General features: G+C 71.7%; 17 protein-coding genes. 9 read left to right on the top strand and 8 right to left on the bottom strand.

Going from position 1 to position 18,535, the window contains the following annotated elements; genetic code table 11:
* Positions 1–139 precede the first annotated feature (139 nt).
* From JYK04_RS23575 to JYK04_RS23555, 5 genes are all read left to right on the top strand, one after another.
* Complete coding sequence (locus JYK04_RS23575; protein WP_189743894.1) at positions 140–2,581, top strand: SulP family inorganic anion transporter; 2,442 nt, start codon at positions 140–142, stop codon at positions 2,579–2,581.
* Between the two features lie 160 nt (positions 2,582–2,741).
* Complete coding sequence (gene acs / locus JYK04_RS23570) at positions 2,742–4,739, top strand: acetate--CoA ligase (protein ID WP_189743892.1); 1,998 nt, start codon at positions 2,742–2,744, stop codon at positions 4,737–4,739.
* 210 nt (positions 4,740–4,949) lie between these two features.
* Positions 4,950–6,359, top strand: coding sequence for a Na+/H+ antiporter NhaA (gene nhaA / locus JYK04_RS23565; RefSeq protein ID WP_229876563.1), 1,410 nt, complete (start codon positions 4,950–4,952; stop codon positions 6,357–6,359).
* A 60-nt stretch (positions 6,360–6,419) separates the two neighbouring features.
* Positions 6,420–6,878, top strand: coding sequence for a phage holin family protein (locus tag JYK04_RS23560; protein ID WP_189743890.1), 459 nt, complete (start codon positions 6,420–6,422; stop codon positions 6,876–6,878).
* Positions 6,875–7,834, top strand: coding sequence for an alpha/beta fold hydrolase (locus JYK04_RS23555; protein WP_030010121.1), 960 nt, complete (start codon positions 6,875–6,877; stop codon positions 7,832–7,834). The genes JYK04_RS23560 and JYK04_RS23555 overlap by 4 nt, the downstream gene beginning before the upstream one ends.
* A 380-nt stretch (positions 7,835–8,214) precedes the next feature.
* Here JYK04_RS23555 and JYK04_RS23550 read toward each other — a convergent pair whose 3' ends face one another.
* From JYK04_RS23550 to nth, 3 genes are all read right to left on the bottom strand, one after another.
* The gene (locus JYK04_RS23550) at positions 8,215–9,417 is read right to left on the bottom strand and encodes a MarP family serine protease (RefSeq protein ID WP_189743886.1); all 1,203 of its coding nucleotides are present in this window, start codon (positions 9,415–9,417) and stop codon (positions 8,215–8,217) included.
* A gap of 13 nt (positions 9,418–9,430) precedes the next feature.
* Entirely contained in the window at positions 9,431–10,153 is a 723-nt protein-coding gene (locus JYK04_RS23545) for an NUDIX hydrolase (RefSeq protein WP_189743885.1), read from the bottom strand.
* Between the two features lie 156 nt (positions 10,154–10,309).
* Positions 10,310–11,158 carry an endonuclease III gene (nth, locus tag JYK04_RS23540; protein WP_229876560.1) on the bottom strand — a complete coding sequence of 283 codons (849 nt, stop codon included), beginning with the start codon at positions 11,156–11,158 and terminating at the stop codon, positions 10,310–10,312.
* 269 nt (positions 11,159–11,427) lie between these two features.
* On the opposite strand from nth, the gene JYK04_RS23535 reads away from it, so the two are divergent.
* Together JYK04_RS23535 and JYK04_RS23530 are read left to right on the top strand one after the other, a co-directional pair.
* Complete coding sequence (locus tag JYK04_RS23535) at positions 11,428–12,102, top strand: Crp/Fnr family transcriptional regulator (protein ID WP_003981529.1); 675 nt, start codon at positions 11,428–11,430, stop codon at positions 12,100–12,102.
* Positions 12,103–12,262: 160 nt separating this feature from the next.
* Positions 12,263–13,069 carry a nucleotidyltransferase domain-containing protein gene (locus tag JYK04_RS23530; protein WP_189743881.1) on the top strand — a complete coding sequence of 269 codons (807 nt, stop codon included), beginning with the start codon at positions 12,263–12,265 and terminating at the stop codon, positions 13,067–13,069.
* A gap of 19 nt (positions 13,070–13,088) precedes the next feature.
* Here the strand turns inward: JYK04_RS23530 and JYK04_RS23525 are convergent, their stop codons facing one another.
* From JYK04_RS23525 to sp36, 5 genes are all read right to left on the bottom strand, one after another.
* Positions 13,089–13,388 carry a hypothetical protein gene (locus JYK04_RS23525; protein WP_189743879.1) on the bottom strand — a complete coding sequence of 100 codons (300 nt, stop codon included), beginning with the start codon at positions 13,386–13,388 and terminating at the stop codon, positions 13,089–13,091.
* Entirely contained in the window at positions 13,385–14,230 is an 846-nt protein-coding gene (locus JYK04_RS23520; RefSeq protein WP_189743877.1) for an MBL fold metallo-hydrolase, read from the bottom strand. The genes JYK04_RS23525 and JYK04_RS23520 overlap by 4 nt, the downstream gene beginning before the upstream one ends.
* Positions 14,227–15,171, bottom strand: a complete 945-nt coding sequence (locus JYK04_RS23515) for an NUDIX hydrolase (protein ID WP_189743875.1) — start codon at positions 15,169–15,171, stop codon at positions 14,227–14,229. The genes JYK04_RS23520 and JYK04_RS23515 overlap by 4 nt, the downstream gene beginning before the upstream one ends.
* A 166-nt stretch (positions 15,172–15,337) precedes the next feature.
* Complete coding sequence (locus JYK04_RS23510) at positions 15,338–15,808, bottom strand: RidA family protein (protein WP_189743872.1); 471 nt, start codon at positions 15,806–15,808, stop codon at positions 15,338–15,340.
* Positions 15,805–15,966 carry a Sp36 family protein gene (gene sp36, locus JYK04_RS23505; protein ID WP_007264966.1) on the bottom strand — a complete coding sequence of 54 codons (162 nt, stop codon included), beginning with the start codon at positions 15,964–15,966 and terminating at the stop codon, positions 15,805–15,807. Before sp36 ends, JYK04_RS23510 begins: the two co-directional genes overlap by 4 nt.
* Before the next feature lie 220 nt (positions 15,967–16,186).
* On the opposite strand from sp36, the gene bagA reads away from it, so the two are divergent.
* Together bagA and bagB are read left to right on the top strand one after the other, a co-directional pair.
* Positions 16,187–17,170 carry an ATPase BagA gene (gene bagA, locus JYK04_RS23500; protein WP_189743870.1) on the top strand — a complete coding sequence of 328 codons (984 nt, stop codon included), beginning with the start codon at positions 16,187–16,189 and terminating at the stop codon, positions 17,168–17,170.
* Positions 17,171–17,193: 23 nt separating this feature from the next.
* Entirely contained in the window at positions 17,194–18,534 is a 1,341-nt protein-coding gene (gene bagB, locus JYK04_RS23495; protein ID WP_229876598.1) for an ATPase BagB, read from the top strand.
* Position 18,535: the final 1 nt, after the last annotated feature.

Genomic DNA, 18,535 nt, shown 5'->3' with positions numbered 1-18,535 from the left:
TGCTTAATCACCCTTGAGTGCTAATTCATAGGCTATTTGCCCGTATTATGCACCACTCACCTTTACTCTCCATTACCATTCATTTACCGAGCGTTGAGACTCCCGCCGCTTCATCCCTCCCCAGAGGAGACGGGAACCCATGACAGCCACCTCCCCCACAGGCACCATCCGACAGATCCGCAAGGACCTTCCCGCGGATCTCTCCGCGTCCATCGCCGTCTTCCTGATCGCCCTGCCCCTCTCGCTCGGCATCGCCCTGGCCACCGGCGCACCGCTCCAGGCGGGGCTGGTCGCCGCGGCGGTCGGCGGGATCGTCGCCGGATGGCTCGGTGGCGCCCCGCTCCAGGTGAGCGGTCCCGCCGCCGGACTCACCGTGGTCACCGCCGAGTTGATCCAGCACTACGGATGGCGCACCACCTGCGCCATCACCGTGCTCGCCGGCCTCTTCCAGCTCGGTCTCGCCGCCCTGCGCACCGCGCGGTCGGCGCTCATGGTCAGCCCGGCCATCGTGCACGGCCTGCTCGCCGGGATCGGCGTGACGATCGCTCTCGCCCAGCTGCACATCGTGCTCGGCGGCAACCCCCAGAGCTCCGCCGTGGCCAACGTCCTCGGGCTGCCGGCCCAGTTGGCCGATCTGCATCCGGCGGCGCTCGGCGTCAGCGCCCTGACCCTGGCCGTCCTGCTGGCCTGGCCGTGGCTGCCCGGACGGGCCGGCCGGGTCCTGCGCAAGGCCCCCGCCGCGCTGGCCGCCGTGGCCGCGGCCACCGCCGCCGCCGCGCTGTCCGGGCTCGCCCTACCCAGGGTGGACCTGCCGTCCTGGCGCAGCCACGCCCTGCCCGAGCTGCCCGACGGCCCCGTCCTCGGCATCCTCGCCGCCGTCCTGACCATCGCCCTGGTCGGCAGTGTGCAGTCCCTGCTCTCCGCGGTCGCGACCGACAAGCTGATCGCCTCCGAGCGGCGAACGGACAACCGCCCGCCGCGCACCGACCTCAACCGCGAGCTGTGGGGGCAGGGTGCGGCGAACATCGTCTCCGGCGCGCTCGGCGGACTGCCCGTCTCGGGTGTGGCCGTCCGGAGCGTGGCCAATGTCAAGTCCGGTGCGGTCAGCCGGAGATCGACCATGCTGCACGGTCTGTGGGTGGTACTGGCGGCCGGCCTGCTCGTCCCGGTCCTCGACCTGATCCCGCTCGCCGCGCTGGCCGCCCTCGTGATGGCGGTCGGCGTGCAGATGGTCAACATCACGCACCTGCGCAGTGTCACCCGGCACCGGGAGATCCTGGTCTACGGCACGACGATCGTCGCCGTGGTGCTCGGCGGGGTCCTGGAGGGCGTGGCCATCGGTATCGCGGTGGCCGTCGCGCTGGCCCTGTACCGGCTCACCCGGACCCGGATCACCGTGGAACGACTGGACAACGGGGCCCACCGGGTGCGGGCGCGCGGGCAGTTGACCTTCCTCGCGGTGCCCCGGCTGAGCCGGGTGCTGAACCAGATTCCGCACGAGGGGCATGCGGTGATCGAGCTGGACGGCTCGTTCATGGACCACGCGGCCTACGAGACGCTGCACGACTGGCAGGATTCCCACCTGGCGCACGGGGGCTCGTTGGAGGTCACCGGACGCGCCGGATCGTCGGCGCGACCGGCCGAGGTGGTGCCCGCAGCCGCGCCCGCAGCTGCGTCCGGCGGCGGGCACGCCGACGGGAGCCACCCCGCGGACCGGCCCCGCCGCGCGCCGCAGCGCGGCGCGCACCAGTGCTGCCGCCCCTGGACGCCGTGGCAGAACCACTGCGACCACCGCCCCGCCGGTACCCGTACGATCACCGCCGCGGACGCGGCCGAGGCAGCCGCGGCGGCCACCGGGGCGCAGGCGCAGGCCGCCACCGAGCAAGCCGGCTCGCCCGCCCCCCGGCGGCGCGGCGCGGGCCAACTGGCCAACGGGATCGGCGCCTTCCAGCGCGACACCGCGCCCCACGTGCGGGACGAGCTGGCCCGGCTGGCCCGCGAGGGTCAGCGGCCCTCCCAGCTCTTCCTCACCTGCGCCGACTCCCGCCTGGTGACCAGCATGATCACGGCCAGCGGACCGGGCGACCTGTTCACGGTCCGCAACGTCGGCAATCTGGTCCCGCTGCCCGGCGCGGAGTCCACCGACGACTCCGTCGCCGCAGCCATCGAGTACGCCGTGGACGTGCTGCAGGTGGACAGCATCACGGTGTGCGGGCACTCGGGCTGCGGGGCCATGCAGGCCCTGCTCTCCTCCACGCCCGGCGCCCCGATGACCCCGCTGCGCCGCTGGCTGAAGCACGGGCTGCCCAGCCTGGAGCGGATGGCCAGCCGCCACCACGCCTGGGCCCGGATCTCGGGCCGGCTCCCGGCGGACGCGGTGGAGCAGCTGTGCCTGACCAATGTGGTCCAGCAGCTGGAGCACCTGCGGGCCCATGAATCGGTGGCCAGGCGGCTCGCCGAGGGCACCCTGGAGCTGCACGGGATGTACTTCCACGTGGGCGAGGCGCAGGCGTATCTGCTGTCCGAGGGCGAGGACTTCTTCGACTGCCGGGTCTTCGACAGCGTGGGCCAGCACGCCTGAACCGATACTCTCCCGTAATCGTGCAATCGTTTGGCCCCTTCCCGCCCCCTGCAGCGGGGAGGGGCCATTCGCACTCCGTTCTCGCGCGGGCCAGGTCGTGATATAGGTCTAAACCAATTCTCGGCTACCCCTTGTCACCTGGGCCGCTGACTGATGAGCTATGCCCGGGGACACAACGGACACCCTGGGAAAGGGAGATGTCGTGAGCAATGAGAGCCTGGCCAATCTGCTCAAGGAGGAGCGGCGGTTCGCACCGCCCGCCGATCTGGCCGCCGCCGCCAATGTGACCGAGGCTGCGTACGCACAGGCCGACGCGGACCGGCTGGGCTTCTGGGCCGAGCAGGCCCGGCGGCTGACCTGGGCCACCGAGCCGACCGAGACGCTCGACTGGACGAACCCGCCCTTCGCGAAGTGGTTCGCGGACGGCAAGCTCAACGTCGCGTACAACTGCGTGGACCGCCACGTCGAGGCCGGCAACGGCGACCGCGTCGCCATCCACTTCGAGGGCGAGCCCGGCGACAGCCGCTCGATCACCTACGCCGAACTCAAGGACGAGGTCTCCAAGGCCGCCAACGCCCTGACCGAGCTGGGTGTCGAGGCCGGCGACCGGGTCGCCGTCTACCTGCCGATGATCCCGGAGGCGGTCGTCGCGATGCTCGCGTGCGCCCGCGTCGGCGCCGCGCACTCCGTGGTCTTCGGCGGTTTCTCCGCCGACGCCGTCGCCTCCCGCATCCAGGACGCCGACGCGAAGCTGGTCATCACCGCCGACGGCGGCTACCGCCGCGGCAAGCCCAGCGCCCTGAAGCCCGCCATCGACGACGCCGTCGCCAAGTGTCCGCAGGTCGAGCACGTGCTCGTCGTACGCCGCACCGGCCAGGACACCGCCTTCACCGAGGGCCGCGACGTCTGGTGGCACGACGTGGTCGGCCGGCAGTCCGCCGAGCACACCCCGCAGCCGTTCGACGCCGAGCACCCGCTCTTCATCCTCTACACCTCGGGGACCACGGGTAAGCCGAAGGGCATCCTGCACACCTCCGGCGGCTACCTCACGCAGGCCGCGTACACCCACCACGCGGTCTTCGACCTGAAGCCGGAGACCGACGTCTACTGGTGCACCGCCGACATCGGCTGGGTGACCGGGCACTCCTACATCGTCTACGGGCCGCTCGCGAACGGCGCCACCCAGGTGATGTACGAGGGCACCCCCGACACCCCGCATCAGGGCCGGTTCTGGGAGGTCGTCCAGAAGTACGGGGTGACCATCCTCTACACGGCACCGACCGCCATCCGTACGTTCATGAAGTGGGGCGACGACATCCCCGCGAAGTTCGACCTGTCGAGCCTGCGCGTACTGGGCTCGGTCGGCGAGCCGATCAACCCCGAGGCCTGGATCTGGTACCGCAAGCACATCGGCGGCGACCGCTGCCCGATCGTGGACACCTGGTGGCAGACCGAGACCGGCGCGATGATGATCTCCCCGCTGCCGGGCGTCACCGCCACCAAGCCGGGCTCCGCACAGCGCGCCCTGCCCGGAATCTCCGCCACCGTCGTGGACGACGAGGCGCACGAGGTCCCGAACGGCGGGGGTGGCTACCTGGTCCTCACCGAGCCGTGGCCGTCGATGCTGCGCACCATCTGGGGCGACGACCAGCGGTTCCTCGACACCTACTGGTCGCGCTTCGAGGGCAAGTACTTCGCGGGCGACGGCGCCAAGAAGGACGACGACGGCGACATCTGGCTGCTCGGCCGGGTGGACGACGTGATGCTGGTGTCCGGCCACAACATCTCGACCACCGAGGTCGAGTCGGCCCTCGTCTCGCACCCCTCGGTCGCCGAGGCCGCCGTGGTCGGCGCCAACGACGAGACCACCGGTCAGGCCATCGTCGCCTTCGTCATCCTGCGCGGCAGCGCCTCCGAGACCGAGAACCTGGTCGCGGACCTGCGCAACCACGTGGGCAGCACGCTGGGCCCGATCGCCAAGCCGAAGCGCATCCTGCCGGTCCAGGAGCTGCCGAAGACCCGCTCCGGCAAGATCATGCGCCGTCTGCTGCGCGACGTGGCGGAGAACCGGGCGGTCGGTGACGTCACCACGCTCGCCGACTCCTCGGTCATGGACCTGATCCAGAGCAAGCTCCCGGCCGCCGGCAGCGAGGACTGACACGGGCCGACGGGCCGATCGGGCTCGGGAGGGCGTCCGGTGCGCAACGCGCCGGACGCCCTTTTCGCGCATAAAGTGATGGTCGCCGGATACACCCTTGGTTACACCCTGTAAAATATTGAAAGCATCAAGAAAGTCCACAGGGTGAGCCGGGAAGTCTGGTCGGCAACTGCATTCGTCATGCCGTCGACCAACCGGAGGTTTCCTTCCGTGGCCACGCCCACCCCGACCGAACCCCAGCGCCGCAAGTTCCTCGGCCGGCTCTCGCTGCCCGAGCACCGCTTCGTGGCCGATGCCCTGCGCGCCGAGACCGTCGGCGGCGTGCTGCTGCTCGTGGCCACGATCTGCGCCCTGGTCTGGGCGAACACCCCTGCCCTTGCCGCCAGCTACCAGACCGTCAGCGACTTCCACATCGGCCCCGCCGCCATCGGCCTGGACCTGTCCATACAGCACTGGGCGGCCGACGGCCTGCTCGCCATCTTCTTCTTCGTCGCCGGCATCGAGCTCAAGCGCGAGCTGGTCGCGGGCGATCTGCGCGACCGCAAGGCCGCCGCCCTCCCGGTCATCGCCGCAATCTGCGGCATGGCCGCCCCGGCGCTGGTCTACGCCCTCGTCAACCTGCTCGGCGACGGCTCACTGGCCGGCTGGGCGGTCCCGACCGCCACCGACATCGCCTTCGCGCTCGCCGTCCTCGCGGTCATCGGCACCTCGCTGCCTTCCGCCCTGCGCGCCTTCCTGCTGACCCTCGCCGTCGTCGACGACCTCTTCGCGATCATCATCATCGCGGTGTTCTTCACCAGCGACATCAACTTCCTGGCCCTCGGTGGCGCCGTCGTGGGCCTCGCCCTGTTCTGGTTCCTGCTGCGCCGAGGTGTCCGCGGCTGGTACGTCCACGTCCCGCTCGCCCTGGTCATCTGGGGCCTGATGTACAACAGCGGGGTACACGCCACCATCGCCGGTGTCGCCATGGGCCTGATGCTGCGCTGCCACCGCAAGGAGGGCGAGGAGCAGTCCCCCGGCGAGCACATCGAGCACCTCGTACGGCCCATCTCGGCCGGGCTCGCCGTACCGCTCTTCGCGCTCTTCTCGGCCGGAGTCTCGCTCTCCGACGAAGCCATCGCCCAGGTCTTCACCCGGCCGGAGACCCTCGGCGTCGTCCTCGGCCTGGTCGTCGGCAAGACCGTCGGCATCTTCGGCGGCACCTGGCTGGCCGCGCGCTTCACCAAGGCGGAGCTGAACGAGGACCTCGCCTGGCCGGACGTGTTCGCCGTCGCCTCGCTCGCCGGCATCGGATTCACGGTCTCGCTGCTGATCGGCGAACTCGCCTTCACCGACGACCGGACCCTCATGTACGAGATCAAGGCCGCGGTCCTGATCGGTTCCCTCATCGCCGCGATCGTCGCCTGTGTCTTGCTCAAGCTCCGCGACCGCAAGTACAGGGCGCTCACCGAGGCCGAGGAGCGCGACGAGGACCTCGACGGCATCCCGGACATCTACGAGGAGCACAATCCCGCGTACCACCTGCGGATGGCGGAGATCTACGACGAGAAGGCCGCGGAGCACCGCCGCAAGGCCGAAGCGGCGGCTGGGTCCAGCATCGAGGGCGACGGTCCGGCATGATCTGACTGGGACCGGCGGCGCAGGACAGCCGCCAGCAGCTGACGACAGAGGGAGAGAGCGATGAGCGCAGTGGACCAAGGGGCGCAAGGAGCCGAGCGCACGCTCGGCCAGCTGGTCGCCTCGGCCACCGCCGAGATGTCCGCCCTGGTGCACGACGAGATCGCCCTCGCCAAGGTGGAGATCAAGCAGGACGTCAGGCGCGCGGGCATCGGCAGCGGTGCCGCGATCGCCGCCGGGGTGTTCCTGCTCGCCTCCGTGCCGATGCTGAGCTTCGCCCTGGCTTACTGGATTCACACCTCCGGGCTCGGGCTCCCGTGGTGCTTCCTCATCGTCGCCGGGGTGTTCTGGCTGCTCGCGGGCGTGGTCGGGCTGCTCGCCTACGCCAAGTTCAAGAAGGTGAAGCCGCCGGTGAAGACCATCGAGGCCGTCAAGCAGACCGCCGCGCTCGTCGGGACCGTCAAGCCCCACGAGCGGCCGGTGAGTGACAAGGCCGTGGGTGTGGCACGCTCGTCCTCATGACAGCGCCCACGCCGGACTCCAGCGTTCCTCCCACAGCTGCCACGGCGGTACGGCTCGACCTCCCCGGCGGGCAGGCGGTGACGCACCGGGACGTCGCCGCGAACGGCGCCCGCTTCCACGTCGCCGAGCTCGGTGACGGGCCGCTGGTGCTGCTGCTCCACGGCTTCCCGCAGTTCTGGTGGACCTGGCGGCACCAGATGACCGCGCTCGCCGACGCCGGGTACCGGGCGGTCGCGATGGACCTGCGCGGGGTGGGCGGCAGCGACCGCACCCCGCGCGGCTACGACCCCGCCAACCTGGCGCTCGACATCACCGGGGTCGTACGGTCCCTCGGCGAGCCGGACGCCGCGCTCGTCGGGCACGACCTGGGCGGCTACCTCGCCTGGACGGCGGCCGTGATGCGGCCCAAGCTGGTGCGCCGGCTCGTCGTCTCCTCCATGCCGCATCCGCGCCGGTGGCGCTCGGCGATGCTGTCGGACTTCGGTCAGACCCGGGCGAGTTCACACATCTGGGGCTTCCAGCGGCCGTTCGTCCCCGAGCGGCAGCTCGTCGCCGACGGCGGGGCGCTCGTAGGGGAGTTGATCCGGGACTGGTCGGGGCCGCGGCCGCCCGAGGACGAGGATCTGGCCGTGTACCGGCGGGCCATGTGCATCCCGTCCACCGCGCACTGCTCGATCGAGCCGTACCGCTGGATGATGCGGTCGATGGCACGGCCCGACGGGATCCAGTTCAACCGGCGGATGAAGCGCCCGGTGCGGGTGCCGACGCTGCATCTGCACGGCTCCCTCGACCCGGTGATGCGTACGCGCAGCGCGGCCGGTTCCGGGGAGTACGTCGAAGCCCCGTACCGGTGGCGGCTGTTCGACGGGCTCGGGCACTTCCCGCACGAGGAGGACCCGGTCGCCTTCTCGTCCGAGCTGGTGAACTGGCTCAAGGACCCCGAGCCGGACCGCTGACGGGGGCGGCCGGTCGCCGCGCCGCCGAACGGGCCGCCGAACGGGCGCGGACCGGCGACCGCCCCCTGAACGGGCGGGAGTTCGATCGTGCGCTTGTCTTACGAGCATTCAATTGCCCGGCGCATAGGCCAATTGGCCGCCCCTGACGGGGTTACGGACCTTGGGCCACGGGCAGAGCTCGGAGTATGAGCTGGACGCACGACTACGGTGACACCGCGCACGAACGCCGCTCGGCAGCTACGCCGGGCACCCACGAGAGGGCCGGCCGGCACGGCCACGACCCCCGCCTCGGGATTCCGCTCATCCTGCGCCGACGGGCCCGCTGGGTCTCCGCGCGCCTGCGCCATCCACGGACGTAGGGACCCGGCGGGAGCGGCGCCTCAGAGCGCGCAGCCCTGGCTGTCGACCCGGCGCACGGCGTCCTTGCCGAACCGGATGTCGTCGCGGATCTCGTCCGCCGTCAGCACGTAACCGGTGTTGGGGTCGTCGAGGGACTTCGCGAAGACGACTCCGTACACCCTGCCGTCGGGCGTCAGCAGCGGTCCGCCGGAGTTGCCCTGGCGGACCGTCGCGAACAGCGAGTAGACGTCCCGTCGGACCGTGCCGCGGTGGTAGATGTCCGGGCCGTTGGCGTTGATCCGCCCGCGGACGCGGGCCGAGCGGACGTCGTACCCGCCGTTCTCCGGGAAGCCGGCGACGATCGCGTCGTTCCCGCTCGCCGCGTCCTTCTCGGAGAACTCCAGCACCGGGGCCTTCAGCTTCGGCACGTCCAGGACCGCGATGTCGCGCGCCCAGTCGTAGAGCACGACCTTGGCGTCGTACAGCCTGCCCTCGCCGCCGATCTGCACGGTCGGCTCGCTGACCCCGCCGACGACGTGCGCGTTGGTCATCACCTTGCCGGGCGCGAAGACGAAGCCCGTGCCCTCCAGCACCTTGCTGCAACTGGGCGCGGTACCGACGACCTTCACGATCGAGCGCTTCGCCAGCTCGGCGACGGGGCTGCTGGCGAGCGTCGGGTCGGGCGCCTGCACCTCGGTGATGGGCTCGTTGGAGAACGGGCTGAACACCTGGGGGAAGCCGTTGCGCGCGAGGGTGGAGCTGAAGTCGGAGAACCAGGTGTTCGCCTGCTCGGGCAGCACCCGCGACACGCCGAGGAGGACCTTGGAGTTGCGGACCTCCTTGCCCAGGGTGGGCAGCGAGGTCCCGGCGAGCGCGGAACCGATCAGCCAGGCCACCAGGAGCATCGCGACGACGTTGACCAGGGCCCCGCCGGTCGCGTCGAGCGCGCGCGCCGGTGACCAGGTGATCTGGCGGCGGAGCTTGCTCCCGAGATGGGTGGTCAGGGCCTGCCCGATCGAGGCGCAGATGATGATCACGACCACGGAGATCACGACGACCGTGGTGGACACCTGGGTGCCGTTGTCCGTCACCCGGTCCCAGATCAGCGGGAGCAGGGACACGGCGACGAGACCACCGCCGAGGAAGCCGATCACCGACAGGATGCCGACGACGAACCCCTGGCGGTAGCCGACGATCGCGAACCATACGGCGGCGAGCAGCAACAGGATGTCCAGCACGTTCACGTGGGCCACCGTCTCATGCGCGCCAGTCGAGCGGGACCTGTCGTGAGCGGTCCCACGGACGCTCCCAGCCCGCGAAGTGCAGGATCCGGTCGATCACTCCGGCGGTGAAACCCCAGACCAGAGCCGATTCGACGGTGAATCCCGGTCCCAAGTGGCCGCTGGGATGGACGGTCATGACCCGGTGTTCGGGGTTCGTGAGATCGGCCACGGGAACCGTGAAGACCCGCGCCGTCTCGGCGAGGTCCACGGCTCCGACCGGGCTGGGGTCGCGCCACCAGCCGAGGACCGGGGTCACGACGAACTCGCTGACCGGGATGTAGAGGCGGGGCAGCACACCGAAGAGCTGGACACCGGAAGGATCGAGTCCGGTTTCTTCCTCGGCCTCGCGCAGCGCGGCGCGCAGCGGGCCGGTGGTGTGCGGATCGCCGTCCCCGGGATCAAGCGCACCACCGGGGAAGGACGGCTGGCCCGCGTGCGAGCGCAGGGTGCCGGCGCGCTCCATCAGGAGCAGCTCGGGGCCTCGGGCGCCCTCCCCGAAGAGGACGAGCACGGCGGACTGCCGCCCTCGGCCGTCCTCGGGCGGCAGGAACCGGCTCAGCTGTCCCGGCTGGACGGACCGGGCCGCCTCGACGACGGGGTCGAGCCATCCGGGCAGGCCGTCGGTGGTGACGGCCGGGCCGCCGCCCTCGCGGGCTCCCACCGTGGTTCCGGTCTCGTCCCGTGTACCGCGCGTCATAGGCACCCCTGTCCGCGTTGTCCTGTCCAGCGCCGTCTCCCACACCGCAAACGCGGTACGGGTACCGATTCGTTCCTAAGTCCCCAAGTCCGCAGGTCTTCACGCCCCCTCGGCCCTGCGTCCCCGTCCCCCGCCCCGCCGCCCTCCGGGCACCCGCTACGGCGCCGCCACGGCCCCGCCCAGCGGCGGGGCCGGGAGGCCCGGGTAGTCCGGGGGCGGGGTCAGCCGCTGGCCCGGCTGGCCGCCCTTCTCGTACTTGAGCAGCTTCTTCGCCTTCTCCGGGTCGGTCTCGCCCTCCCCGTACGCCGGGCAGAGCGGGGCGATCGGGCAGGCCCCGCAGGCGGGTTTGCGCGAGTGGCAGATCCGGCGCCCGTGGAAGACGACCCGGTGCGAGAGCATCGTCCACTCGCTCTTCGGGAAGATCGCGCAGATCTCCGCCTCGACCTTCTCCGGGTCCTCCTGCTCGGTCAGCTTCCAGCGGCGCACCAGCCGGCCGAAATGGGTGTCCACCGTGATCCCCGGGACACCGAACGCATTGCCGAGGACCACGTTCGCGGTCTTGCGGCCCACTCCGGGCAGCGTCACCAGGTCCTCTATCCGGCCCGGCACCTCCCCGCCGAAGTTGTCCCGCAGGGCCTGCGAGAGGCCGAGCAGGGACCTCGACTTGGCCCGGAAGAACCCGGTCGGCCGGATCAGCTCTTCCAGATCCTCGGGGGCGGCCGCGGCCATGTCCTCGGGGGTCGGGTAGGCGGCGAAGAGGGCCGGGGTCGTCTGGTTCACCCGCAGGTCGGTGGTCTGCGCGGACAGCACCGTCGCGACGAGCAGCTCGAAGGGATTGCGGAAGTCGAGCTCCGGATGGGCGTACGGATAGATCTCGGCCAGCTCGCGGTTGATGCGCCGGGCCCTGCGCACCATGGCCAGACGCGATTCCGGCTTGGCCGACTTCGGTTTCTTGGCCGAAACTTTGCCCTGAGGGGTGGCCGCGGCCCTCCCGGGCGTCTTCACTGGGACATGTTCGCCCACGGCAGAATTTTGGGGCTCCGTCACTCCGGCGGACCCCTTGGCCTGTGCTCTCACCGGCTTATTGGACACCCGGCCAGCCTAAGGCCGGCCGCTGACACCCGCCCGGACCTCAGGTAACACCACTCCGATTGGCCTCTCGCCGCACAGCACGCCCGTCCGTCCGGCATCCTTGTGATTGATCGCACTGTTTGAGCCGTCCGGCAAAATGGGGAGCACGGTCCCCTGAGCTGGTCGACATAGGAGAGAGACTCGTGGACGACGTTCTGCGGCGCGCCCCGCTCTTCGCGGCGCTCGATGACGAGCAGGCCGCGGAGCTCCGCGCCTCCATGGGCGAGGTGACCCTCGCACGCGGTGACGCCCTGTTCCACGAGGGCGACCCCGGCGACCGGCTGTATGTCGTGACCGAGGGCAAGGTGAAGCTCCACCGCACCTCCCCCGACGGTCGCGAGAACATGCTGGCCGTCCTCGGCCCCGGCGAGCTGATCGGAGAGCTGTCGCTCTTCGACCCGGGCCCGCGCACCGCCACCGCCACCGCCCTGACCGAGGTCAAGCTCCTCGGCCTCGGCCACGGCGACCTCCAGCCCTGGCTCAACGCCCGGCCCGAGGTCGCGACCGCGCTGCTGCGCGCCGTCGCCCGCCGCCTGCGCAAGACCAATGACCAGATGTCCGACCTGGTCTTCTCCGACGTTCCCGGCCGTGTGGCGCGGGCGCTCCTCGACCTGTCGCGCCGCTTCGGCGTGCAGTCGGAGGAGGGCATCCACGTGGTGCACGACCTCACGCAGGAGGAGCTCGCCCAGCTCGTCGGCGCCTCGCGCGAGACCGTGAACAAGGCCCTGGCCGACTTCGCGGGCCGCGGCTGGCTGCGCCTGGAAGCGCGTGCGGTCATCCTGCTGGACGTGGAGCGCCTCGCGAAGCGCTCCCGCTGACGCCGGCCACAGCCGTTCGAAGGGGTCCTGCCCGACCGGGCACGGGCCCCTTCGCGTTTTCCCGGCGCGGACACGCTCGCCGGCGCCCGCGGAGCCCGGTCCGGCCGACGCACGGCGTTCGGTCCGCCGCCCCGGGCGGACGGCCGGGCACAGTGGAGCCATGGAGCACAGAGGGCTGGACGCGTACGGGTACTTCGAGCGGGAGGGGTCCCTCGGACGGGTGCAGGACGAGTTCAAGGGCGTCGTGGCGGCCGCGCGGGCCCGGACCGGCGAGGCGTACGGCCGACGGCTGCACAGCGCGTACCTCTACGGGTCCGTGCCGCGCGGGACGGCCCGGCCCGGGCGGTCGGACCTGGACCTGCTGCTCGTCCTGCACCACGAGCCGTCCGAGGAGGACCGGGACACCGCCGAGGTGCTCGCCCGCGGGCTCGACGAGGACTTCCCGGAGGTCGACGGGGTCGGCATCCTGCTCCACGACAAGGTCGCCGTGCTGAGCGAGGCGGAACGATTCGACCTGGGCTGGTTCCTCGCCTGCCTGTGCACCCCGCTGCTCGGCGCGGACCTGGCCGAGCACCTGCCGCGCTACCGGCCGGACAGCCTGCTCGCCCGCGAGACCAACGGCGACCTGGCCGACCTGCTGCCCGCGTGGCGGGCACGGGTGCGGGAGGCCTCGACCCCGCAGGAGTACCGGAAGCTGAGCCGGCACTTCTCCCGGCACCTGGTGCGCACGGCCTTCACGCTGGTCATGCCGCGGTGGGGCGGCTGGACCAGCGATCTCGGCGAGTCCGCGGAGATCTTCGCCATGTACTACCCGGAACGCGCGGCGCAGCTGGAGGCCGCGGCCCGCGTCGCGCTGGATCCCGTCGCAGACCCGGAGGTGCTGCGCGATTACGTCGAGGACCTCGGGCCGTGGCTGGCGGACGAGTACACGGCCCGGCACGGCACGAAGACGCCGCGCCGGGGCTGAGCACCGGCCCCGGGCCGACTCAGACCTTCTCGGCCGCCGCGAGGGCGTCGACGGCCAGCTTGGCCTCCGCCAGGCCCGCGCCGGTGATCCGGCGGTACTCCTTGATCGCCGAGATGTGGCGGTCGGCCCTCAGGTGGGCCCGTACCTCGTCCATCCCGGCCGGCTCCGGCTCCTCGATGCCGAAGTGGTCCAGCACCAGCGCCAGGCGGCGCTCCATGCGGTCCGCCTTGTGCTGGAGGCTCTGCACCCGGAGCGTCACGGTCGAGGTGATCCATCCGGCCGTCGCGACCAGCGCTACCAGCAGGAACACGGTGTTCATTCAGGCCCTCCCGGGATCAGTCCGTGATCTTGAAGGTACTCCAGCTGCGCCCGGACGGACCATTCCGCGGCCGGCCACAGGGAGCGGTCCACGTCCGCGTAGACCTGGGCGACGACCGCCTCCGGGGTCAGGCAGCCGTTCTCGACGGCGGTCTCGACCTGGGCGAGCCGGTGCGCGCGGTGGGCCAGGTAGAACTCCACGGCGCCCTGTGCGTCCTCCAGGACCGGCCCGTGGCCCGGCAGGACCGTGTGCACCCCGTCGTCCACCGTGAGCGAGCGCAGGCGGCGCAGGGAGTCCAGGTAGTCGCCGAGGCGGCCGTCGGGGTGGGCGACGACGGTGGTGCCGCGGCCCAGGATGGTGTCGCCGGTCAGCACGGCCCGGTCGGCGGGCAGGTGGAAGCAGAGCGAATCGCTGGTGTGGCCGGGGGTCGGCACCACCCGCAGCTCCAGCCCGCCGGTCCGGATCACGTCCCCGGCGGCCAAGCCCTCGTCGCCGAGGCGCAGCGCCGGGTCCAGGGCGCGGACGTTCGTCCGGGTGAGCTCGGCGAAGCGGCCCGCGCCCTCGGCGTGGTCCGGGTGGCCGTGGGTGAGGAGGGTGAGGGCGATCCGCTTGCCCTCCTGCTCTGCGGCGGCGATGACCGCCCGCAGGTGTATGTCGTCCAGCGGGCCGGGATCGATCACGACGGCGAGGTCGGATCCGGGCTCGGACACGAGCCAGGTGTTGGTGCCGTCGAGGGTCATCGCGGAGGCGTTGGGAGCCAGGACGTTCACCGCGCGGGCGGTCGCGGGCCCGGAGGTGACGACTCCGCGGGGCTGTCCGGGCAGTGCGGCGGCGTCGGTCATGCGGGGCCTCCGGAAGCTGCGGGATCTGCGGGATCCACGGGACCTGCGGGACCTGAGGGGCGGACGCGCTTGGTGAACTCGTCGTGCCCCGGCCAGCTGAGCACGACCTCGCCGTCCTCCAGCGTGGCCTGGGCCAGCACCGGGGCGAGGTCCTGCCCGGCCGCGGCGGCGAGCGCGCCCCCGGCGCTCCCGTACGGCTCCAGCGACCGCAGCGTGGAGATGGTCGGCGGCATCATCAGCAGCTCGCCCTTGTCGTATCCGGCGGCGGCGTCGGCCGGGCGGATCCACACGGTCCGGTCGGCCTCGGTGGAGGCGTTGCGGGTGCGCTGCCCCTCGGGCAGGGCGGCGACGAAGAACCAGGTGTCGTAACGGCGCGGCTCGAACTCGGGGGTGATCCAGCGCGCCCAGGCCCCGAGCAGGTCGGAGCGCAGCCGCAGGCCGCGGCGGTCGAGGAACTCCGCGAAGGACAGCTCCCGCGCCACCAGCGCCTGCCGGTCGGCCTCCCAGTCGTCGCCGGTGGTGTCACCGACGATCTCGTCCGGGGTCTGCCCGGCGAGCAGGACGCCCGCCTCCTCGAAGGTCTCCCGTACGGCACCGCAGACGATGGCCTGGGCGGTCAGGGGGTCGGTCCCGAGCCGGGCCGCCCAGTCCTCCCGGGAGGGACCCGCCCAGCCGACCTGGTGCTCCTCGTCGCGGGGATCGACCCCGCCGCCCGGATAGGCGTACGCGCCCCCGGCAAAGGCCATGGAGGCCCGCCTGCGCAGCATGTGCACGGCGGGACCGTCGGGGGTGTCGCGCAGGAGCATCACGGTGGCGGCGCGCCGCGGCTCCACCGGGACGAGCGAGCCGTCCGCGAGCGCGCGGATGCGGTCGGGCCACTCCGGCGGGTACCACTGGCCTCCGGCGGAGGGCTGCTGCTGACCATGCTGACCATTCGGCATGGCCGGATGCTACGGCCATCCGGCCCGATGTTCGAGGGTCTCCCGTCCCGGCCGGCCGGCGCGGTGGCCGCCACGGGCGATCCGGCCCCCGGGGAAGCAGGCGGGACGGACCGGGAAGCGCGCGGTGCGCGACCCGGTCCGTCCCGGCGGAACCCACCCCGAGGGGTCAGGCTCCGGCGACCAGCTCCACCTGGATCTCGACCTCGACGGGGGCGTCCAGCGGCAGGACCGCCACGCCGACCGCGCTGCGGGCGTGGACGCCCTTCTCGCCGAGGACCTCGCCGAGCAGCTCGCTCGCACCGTTCAGCACGCCCGGCTGGGCCGTGAAGTCGGGGGCGGAGGCGATGAAGCCGACGACCTTCACGACACGCGCGATCTTGTCGAGGTCACCGACGACGGACTTGACTGCGGCCAGGGCGTTCAGCGCGCAGATCGCCGCCAGCTCCTTGGCCTGCTCCGGCGAGACCTCGGCGCCGACCTTGCCGGTGACCGGCATGCTGCCCTTGACCATCGGGAGCTGGCCCGCGGTGAAGACGTACGAGCCCGACCGCACGGCGGGCTGGTACGCGGCCAGCGGCGGGACGACGCCCGGGAGCGTCAGGCCGAGCTCGGCCAGCTTCGCCTCTACGGCGCTCATGCCTTCTCCCGCTTGAGGTAGGCCACGAGCTGCTCGGGGTTGTTCGGGCCGGGCACGACCTGGACGAGCTCCCAGCCGTCCTCGCCCCAGGTGTCCAGGATCTGCTTGGTGGCGTGAACCAGCAGCGGGACCGTCGCATATTCGAACTTCTTGGTCATGGGAGCGAGGGTAGTGCCTGGAGTGCGGGGCGCATGCCGCCCCCGGATCCGACGGCCGGACACCTCACCCGGGCAGGCGCCGCGCCGCCCCGGACCGGGCACGGACCGGGCAGGGACCGGGGCCGATCCGGCACGGACGTAACGGAGCTCACCCCCGAACACTCCGGCAGAACCACCCGGCACCACCGGAGTCGAACCCGAGGAATTAGGCTCGGACGCTGTGAGCAGGCTCCAGGTGGTCAGCGGCAAGGGCGGCACCGGCAAGACCACGGTCGCCGCAGCACTCGCGCTTGCCCTCGCACGCGAGGGCGGCCGGACTCTTCTGGTGGAGGTCGAGGGCAGGCAGGGGCTCGCGCAGCTCTTCGGCGCCGAGGCACTCCCCTACGAGGAACGGAAGATCGCCGTGGCGCCCGGCGGGGGCGGTGAGGTCTACGCGCTCGCCATCGACGCCGAACGGGCGCTGCTGGACTACCTCCAGATGTTCTACAAGCTCGGCTCGGCCGGCCGCGCGCTCAAGAAGCTCGGCGCCATCGACTTCGCGACGACCATCGCCCCCGGGCTGCGCGACGTGCTACTGACCGGCAAGGCGTGCGAGGCGGTGCGGCGCAAGGACAAGACGGGCCGCTACGTCTACGACCACGTGATCATGGACGCGCCGCCGACCGGGCGGATCACCCGGTTCCTGAACGTCAACGACGAGGTGGCGGGCCTGGCCCGGTTCGGGCCGATCCACAACCAGGCCCAGGCCGTCATGAAGGTCCTCAAGTCCCCCGAGACCGCCGTGCACCTGGTCACCCTCCTGGAGGAGATGCCCGTCCAGGAGACCGCGGACGGCATCGAGGAACTGCGCGAGGCGGGACTGCCCGTCGGGCGGGTCGTCGTCAACATGGTCCGGCCGCACCATCTGGACGAGGACACCCTGCGCACAGCGGCCGGCGACCACCGCGCCGAGGTGGCGAAGTCGCTGTCCCGGGCGGGCCTCGGCGGCGCGCGGCGCGGCGGCCTGGCCGAGCGGCTGGTGGACCCGCTGCTCACGCAGGCGGCCGAGCACGCGAGCCGGGTGGAGCTGGAGCGCGCGCAGCGCGCCGTACTGGCGGGGCTGGACCTGCCGACGTACGAACTGCCCCTGCTCGGCGCGGGGATGGATCTGGCCGGGCTGTACGCACTGGCCAAGGAATTGCGGAAGCAGTCGGTGGCCGAATGAGCGAAGGGGTGGGCACCGTGAGCATGGACACTCCGCCGCGGCTGGCGGTCGACCGGCTGTTGGACGACCCGGAGACGCGGATCATCGTGTGCTGCGGGGCGGGCGGCGTCGGCAAGACCACCACGGCCGCGGCGCTCGGCGTACGGGCGGCCGGGCGCGGGCGCAAAGCCGTCGTGCTCACCATCGACCCGGCGCGCCGGCTCGCGCAGTCGATGGGGATCGACTCGCTGGACAACACCCCGCGGAGGGTCGAGGCCGTAGGGGCCGGGGGCGGCGAACTGCACGCCATGATGCTGGACATGAAGCGGACCTTCGACGAGATCGTCGAGGCGCACGCGGACGGCGAGCGGGCCCGGGCCATCCTCGCCAACCCCTTCTACCAGTCGCTGTCGGCCGGCTTCGCGGGCACGCAGGAGTACATGGCGATGGAGAAGCTCGGGCAGCTGCGGGCCCGGGACGACTGGGACCTGATCATCGTCGACACTCCGCCGAGCCGGTCCGCGCTGGACTTCCTGGACGCGCCGAAGCGGCTCGGGTCCTTCCTGGACGGGAAGTTCATCCGGGTGCTGATGGCTCCGGCGAAGGTGGGCGGCCGGGCCGGGATGAAGTTCCTGAATGTCGGCATGTCGATGATGACCGGCACCCTCAGCAAGCTGATGGGGGCCTCGCTGCTGAAGGACGTCCAGACCTTCGTGGCCGCGATGGACACGATGTTCGGCGGCTTCCGCACGCGCGCGGACGCGACCTTCCGACTGCTGCAGGCTCCCGGCACGGCCTTCCTGGTGGTCGCCGCCCCCGAGGCGGACGCCCTGCGCGAAGCGGCGTACTTCGTGGAACGGCTGGCCGCGGAGAACATGCCGCTGGCCGGCCTGGTGCTGAACCGGGTGCACGGCAGTGGCGCCGACCAGCTGTCCGCCGAGCGGGCGTTGGCCGCCGCAGAGAATCTTGAAGAAGGCGGCATTGTCGATCAGGAGTCCGGGAAAGCTGGACTTCGTGACTCGGGCGCGGAACCCACCGAGCCCACCGAAACTGCCGAGACCACCGGGTCCGCCGAGACTGCGCAGACCGCACACAGCACACGGACCACACACACCACCCGGACCGCGAACCCTCCCGAGACAGGCTCCCCCGGCACCGAAGGCGATACCGCGGTCGTCGACCGGATCACGGCAGGACTGCTTCGCCTGCACGCCGAACGCATGCAGGTGATCGCGCGTGAGCAGCGCACACGCGATCGCTTCACCTCACTGCACCCCGAAGTGGCGGTGGCGGAAGTGGCCGCCCTGCCCGGCGATGTGCACGACCTCGCCGGGCTGCGGGCCATCGGAGAACGACTCGCGGCCGGGGTTCCGGCCGGAGCGTAGG

This window comes from Streptomyces nojiriensis (genome assembly GCF_017639205.1).
GTDB classification, from domain to species: Bacteria; Actinomycetota; Actinomycetes; order Streptomycetales; family Streptomycetaceae; genus Streptomyces; species Streptomyces nojiriensis.
The sequence above is the reverse complement of the archived record's forward strand: the minus strand, read 5'-3'. Positions and strand labels throughout refer to the sequence as shown.

Coding starts and splice junctions, on each gene's coding strand:
- JYK04_RS23555 (WP_030010121.1), top strand. CDS start 6,875: ATGACAGCGCCCACGCCGGACTCCAGCGTTCCTCCCACAGCTGCCACG.
- bagB (WP_229876598.1), top strand. CDS start 17,194: ATGGACACTCCGCCGCGGCTGGCGGTCGACCGGCTGTTGGACGACCCG.
- sp36 (WP_007264966.1), bottom strand. CDS start 15,966: ATGACCAAGAAGTTCGAATATGCGACGGTCCCGCTGCTGGTTCACGCC.
- JYK04_RS23515 (WP_189743875.1), bottom strand. CDS start 15,171: ATGCCGAATGGTCAGCATGGTCAGCAGCAGCCCTCCGCCGGAGGCCAG.
- JYK04_RS23520 (WP_189743877.1), bottom strand. CDS start 14,230: ATGACCGACGCCGCCGCACTGCCCGGACAGCCCCGCGGAGTCGTCACC.
- acs (WP_189743892.1), top strand. CDS start 2,742: ATGCCCGGGGACACAACGGACACCCTGGGAAAGGGAGATGTCGTGAGC.
- JYK04_RS23575 (WP_189743894.1), top strand. CDS start 140: ATGACAGCCACCTCCCCCACAGGCACCATCCGACAGATCCGCAAGGAC.
- JYK04_RS23525 (WP_189743879.1), bottom strand. CDS start 13,388: ATGAACACCGTGTTCCTGCTGGTAGCGCTGGTCGCGACGGCCGGATGG.
- JYK04_RS23530 (WP_189743881.1), top strand. CDS start 12,263: ATGGAGCACAGAGGGCTGGACGCGTACGGGTACTTCGAGCGGGAGGGG.
- JYK04_RS23560 (WP_189743890.1), top strand. CDS start 6,420: ATGAGCGCAGTGGACCAAGGGGCGCAAGGAGCCGAGCGCACGCTCGGC.
- JYK04_RS23545 (WP_189743885.1), bottom strand. CDS start 10,153: ATGACGCGCGGTACACGGGACGAGACCGGAACCACGGTGGGAGCCCGC.
- JYK04_RS23510 (WP_189743872.1), bottom strand. CDS start 15,808: ATGAGCGCCGTAGAGGCGAAGCTGGCCGAGCTCGGCCTGACGCTCCCG.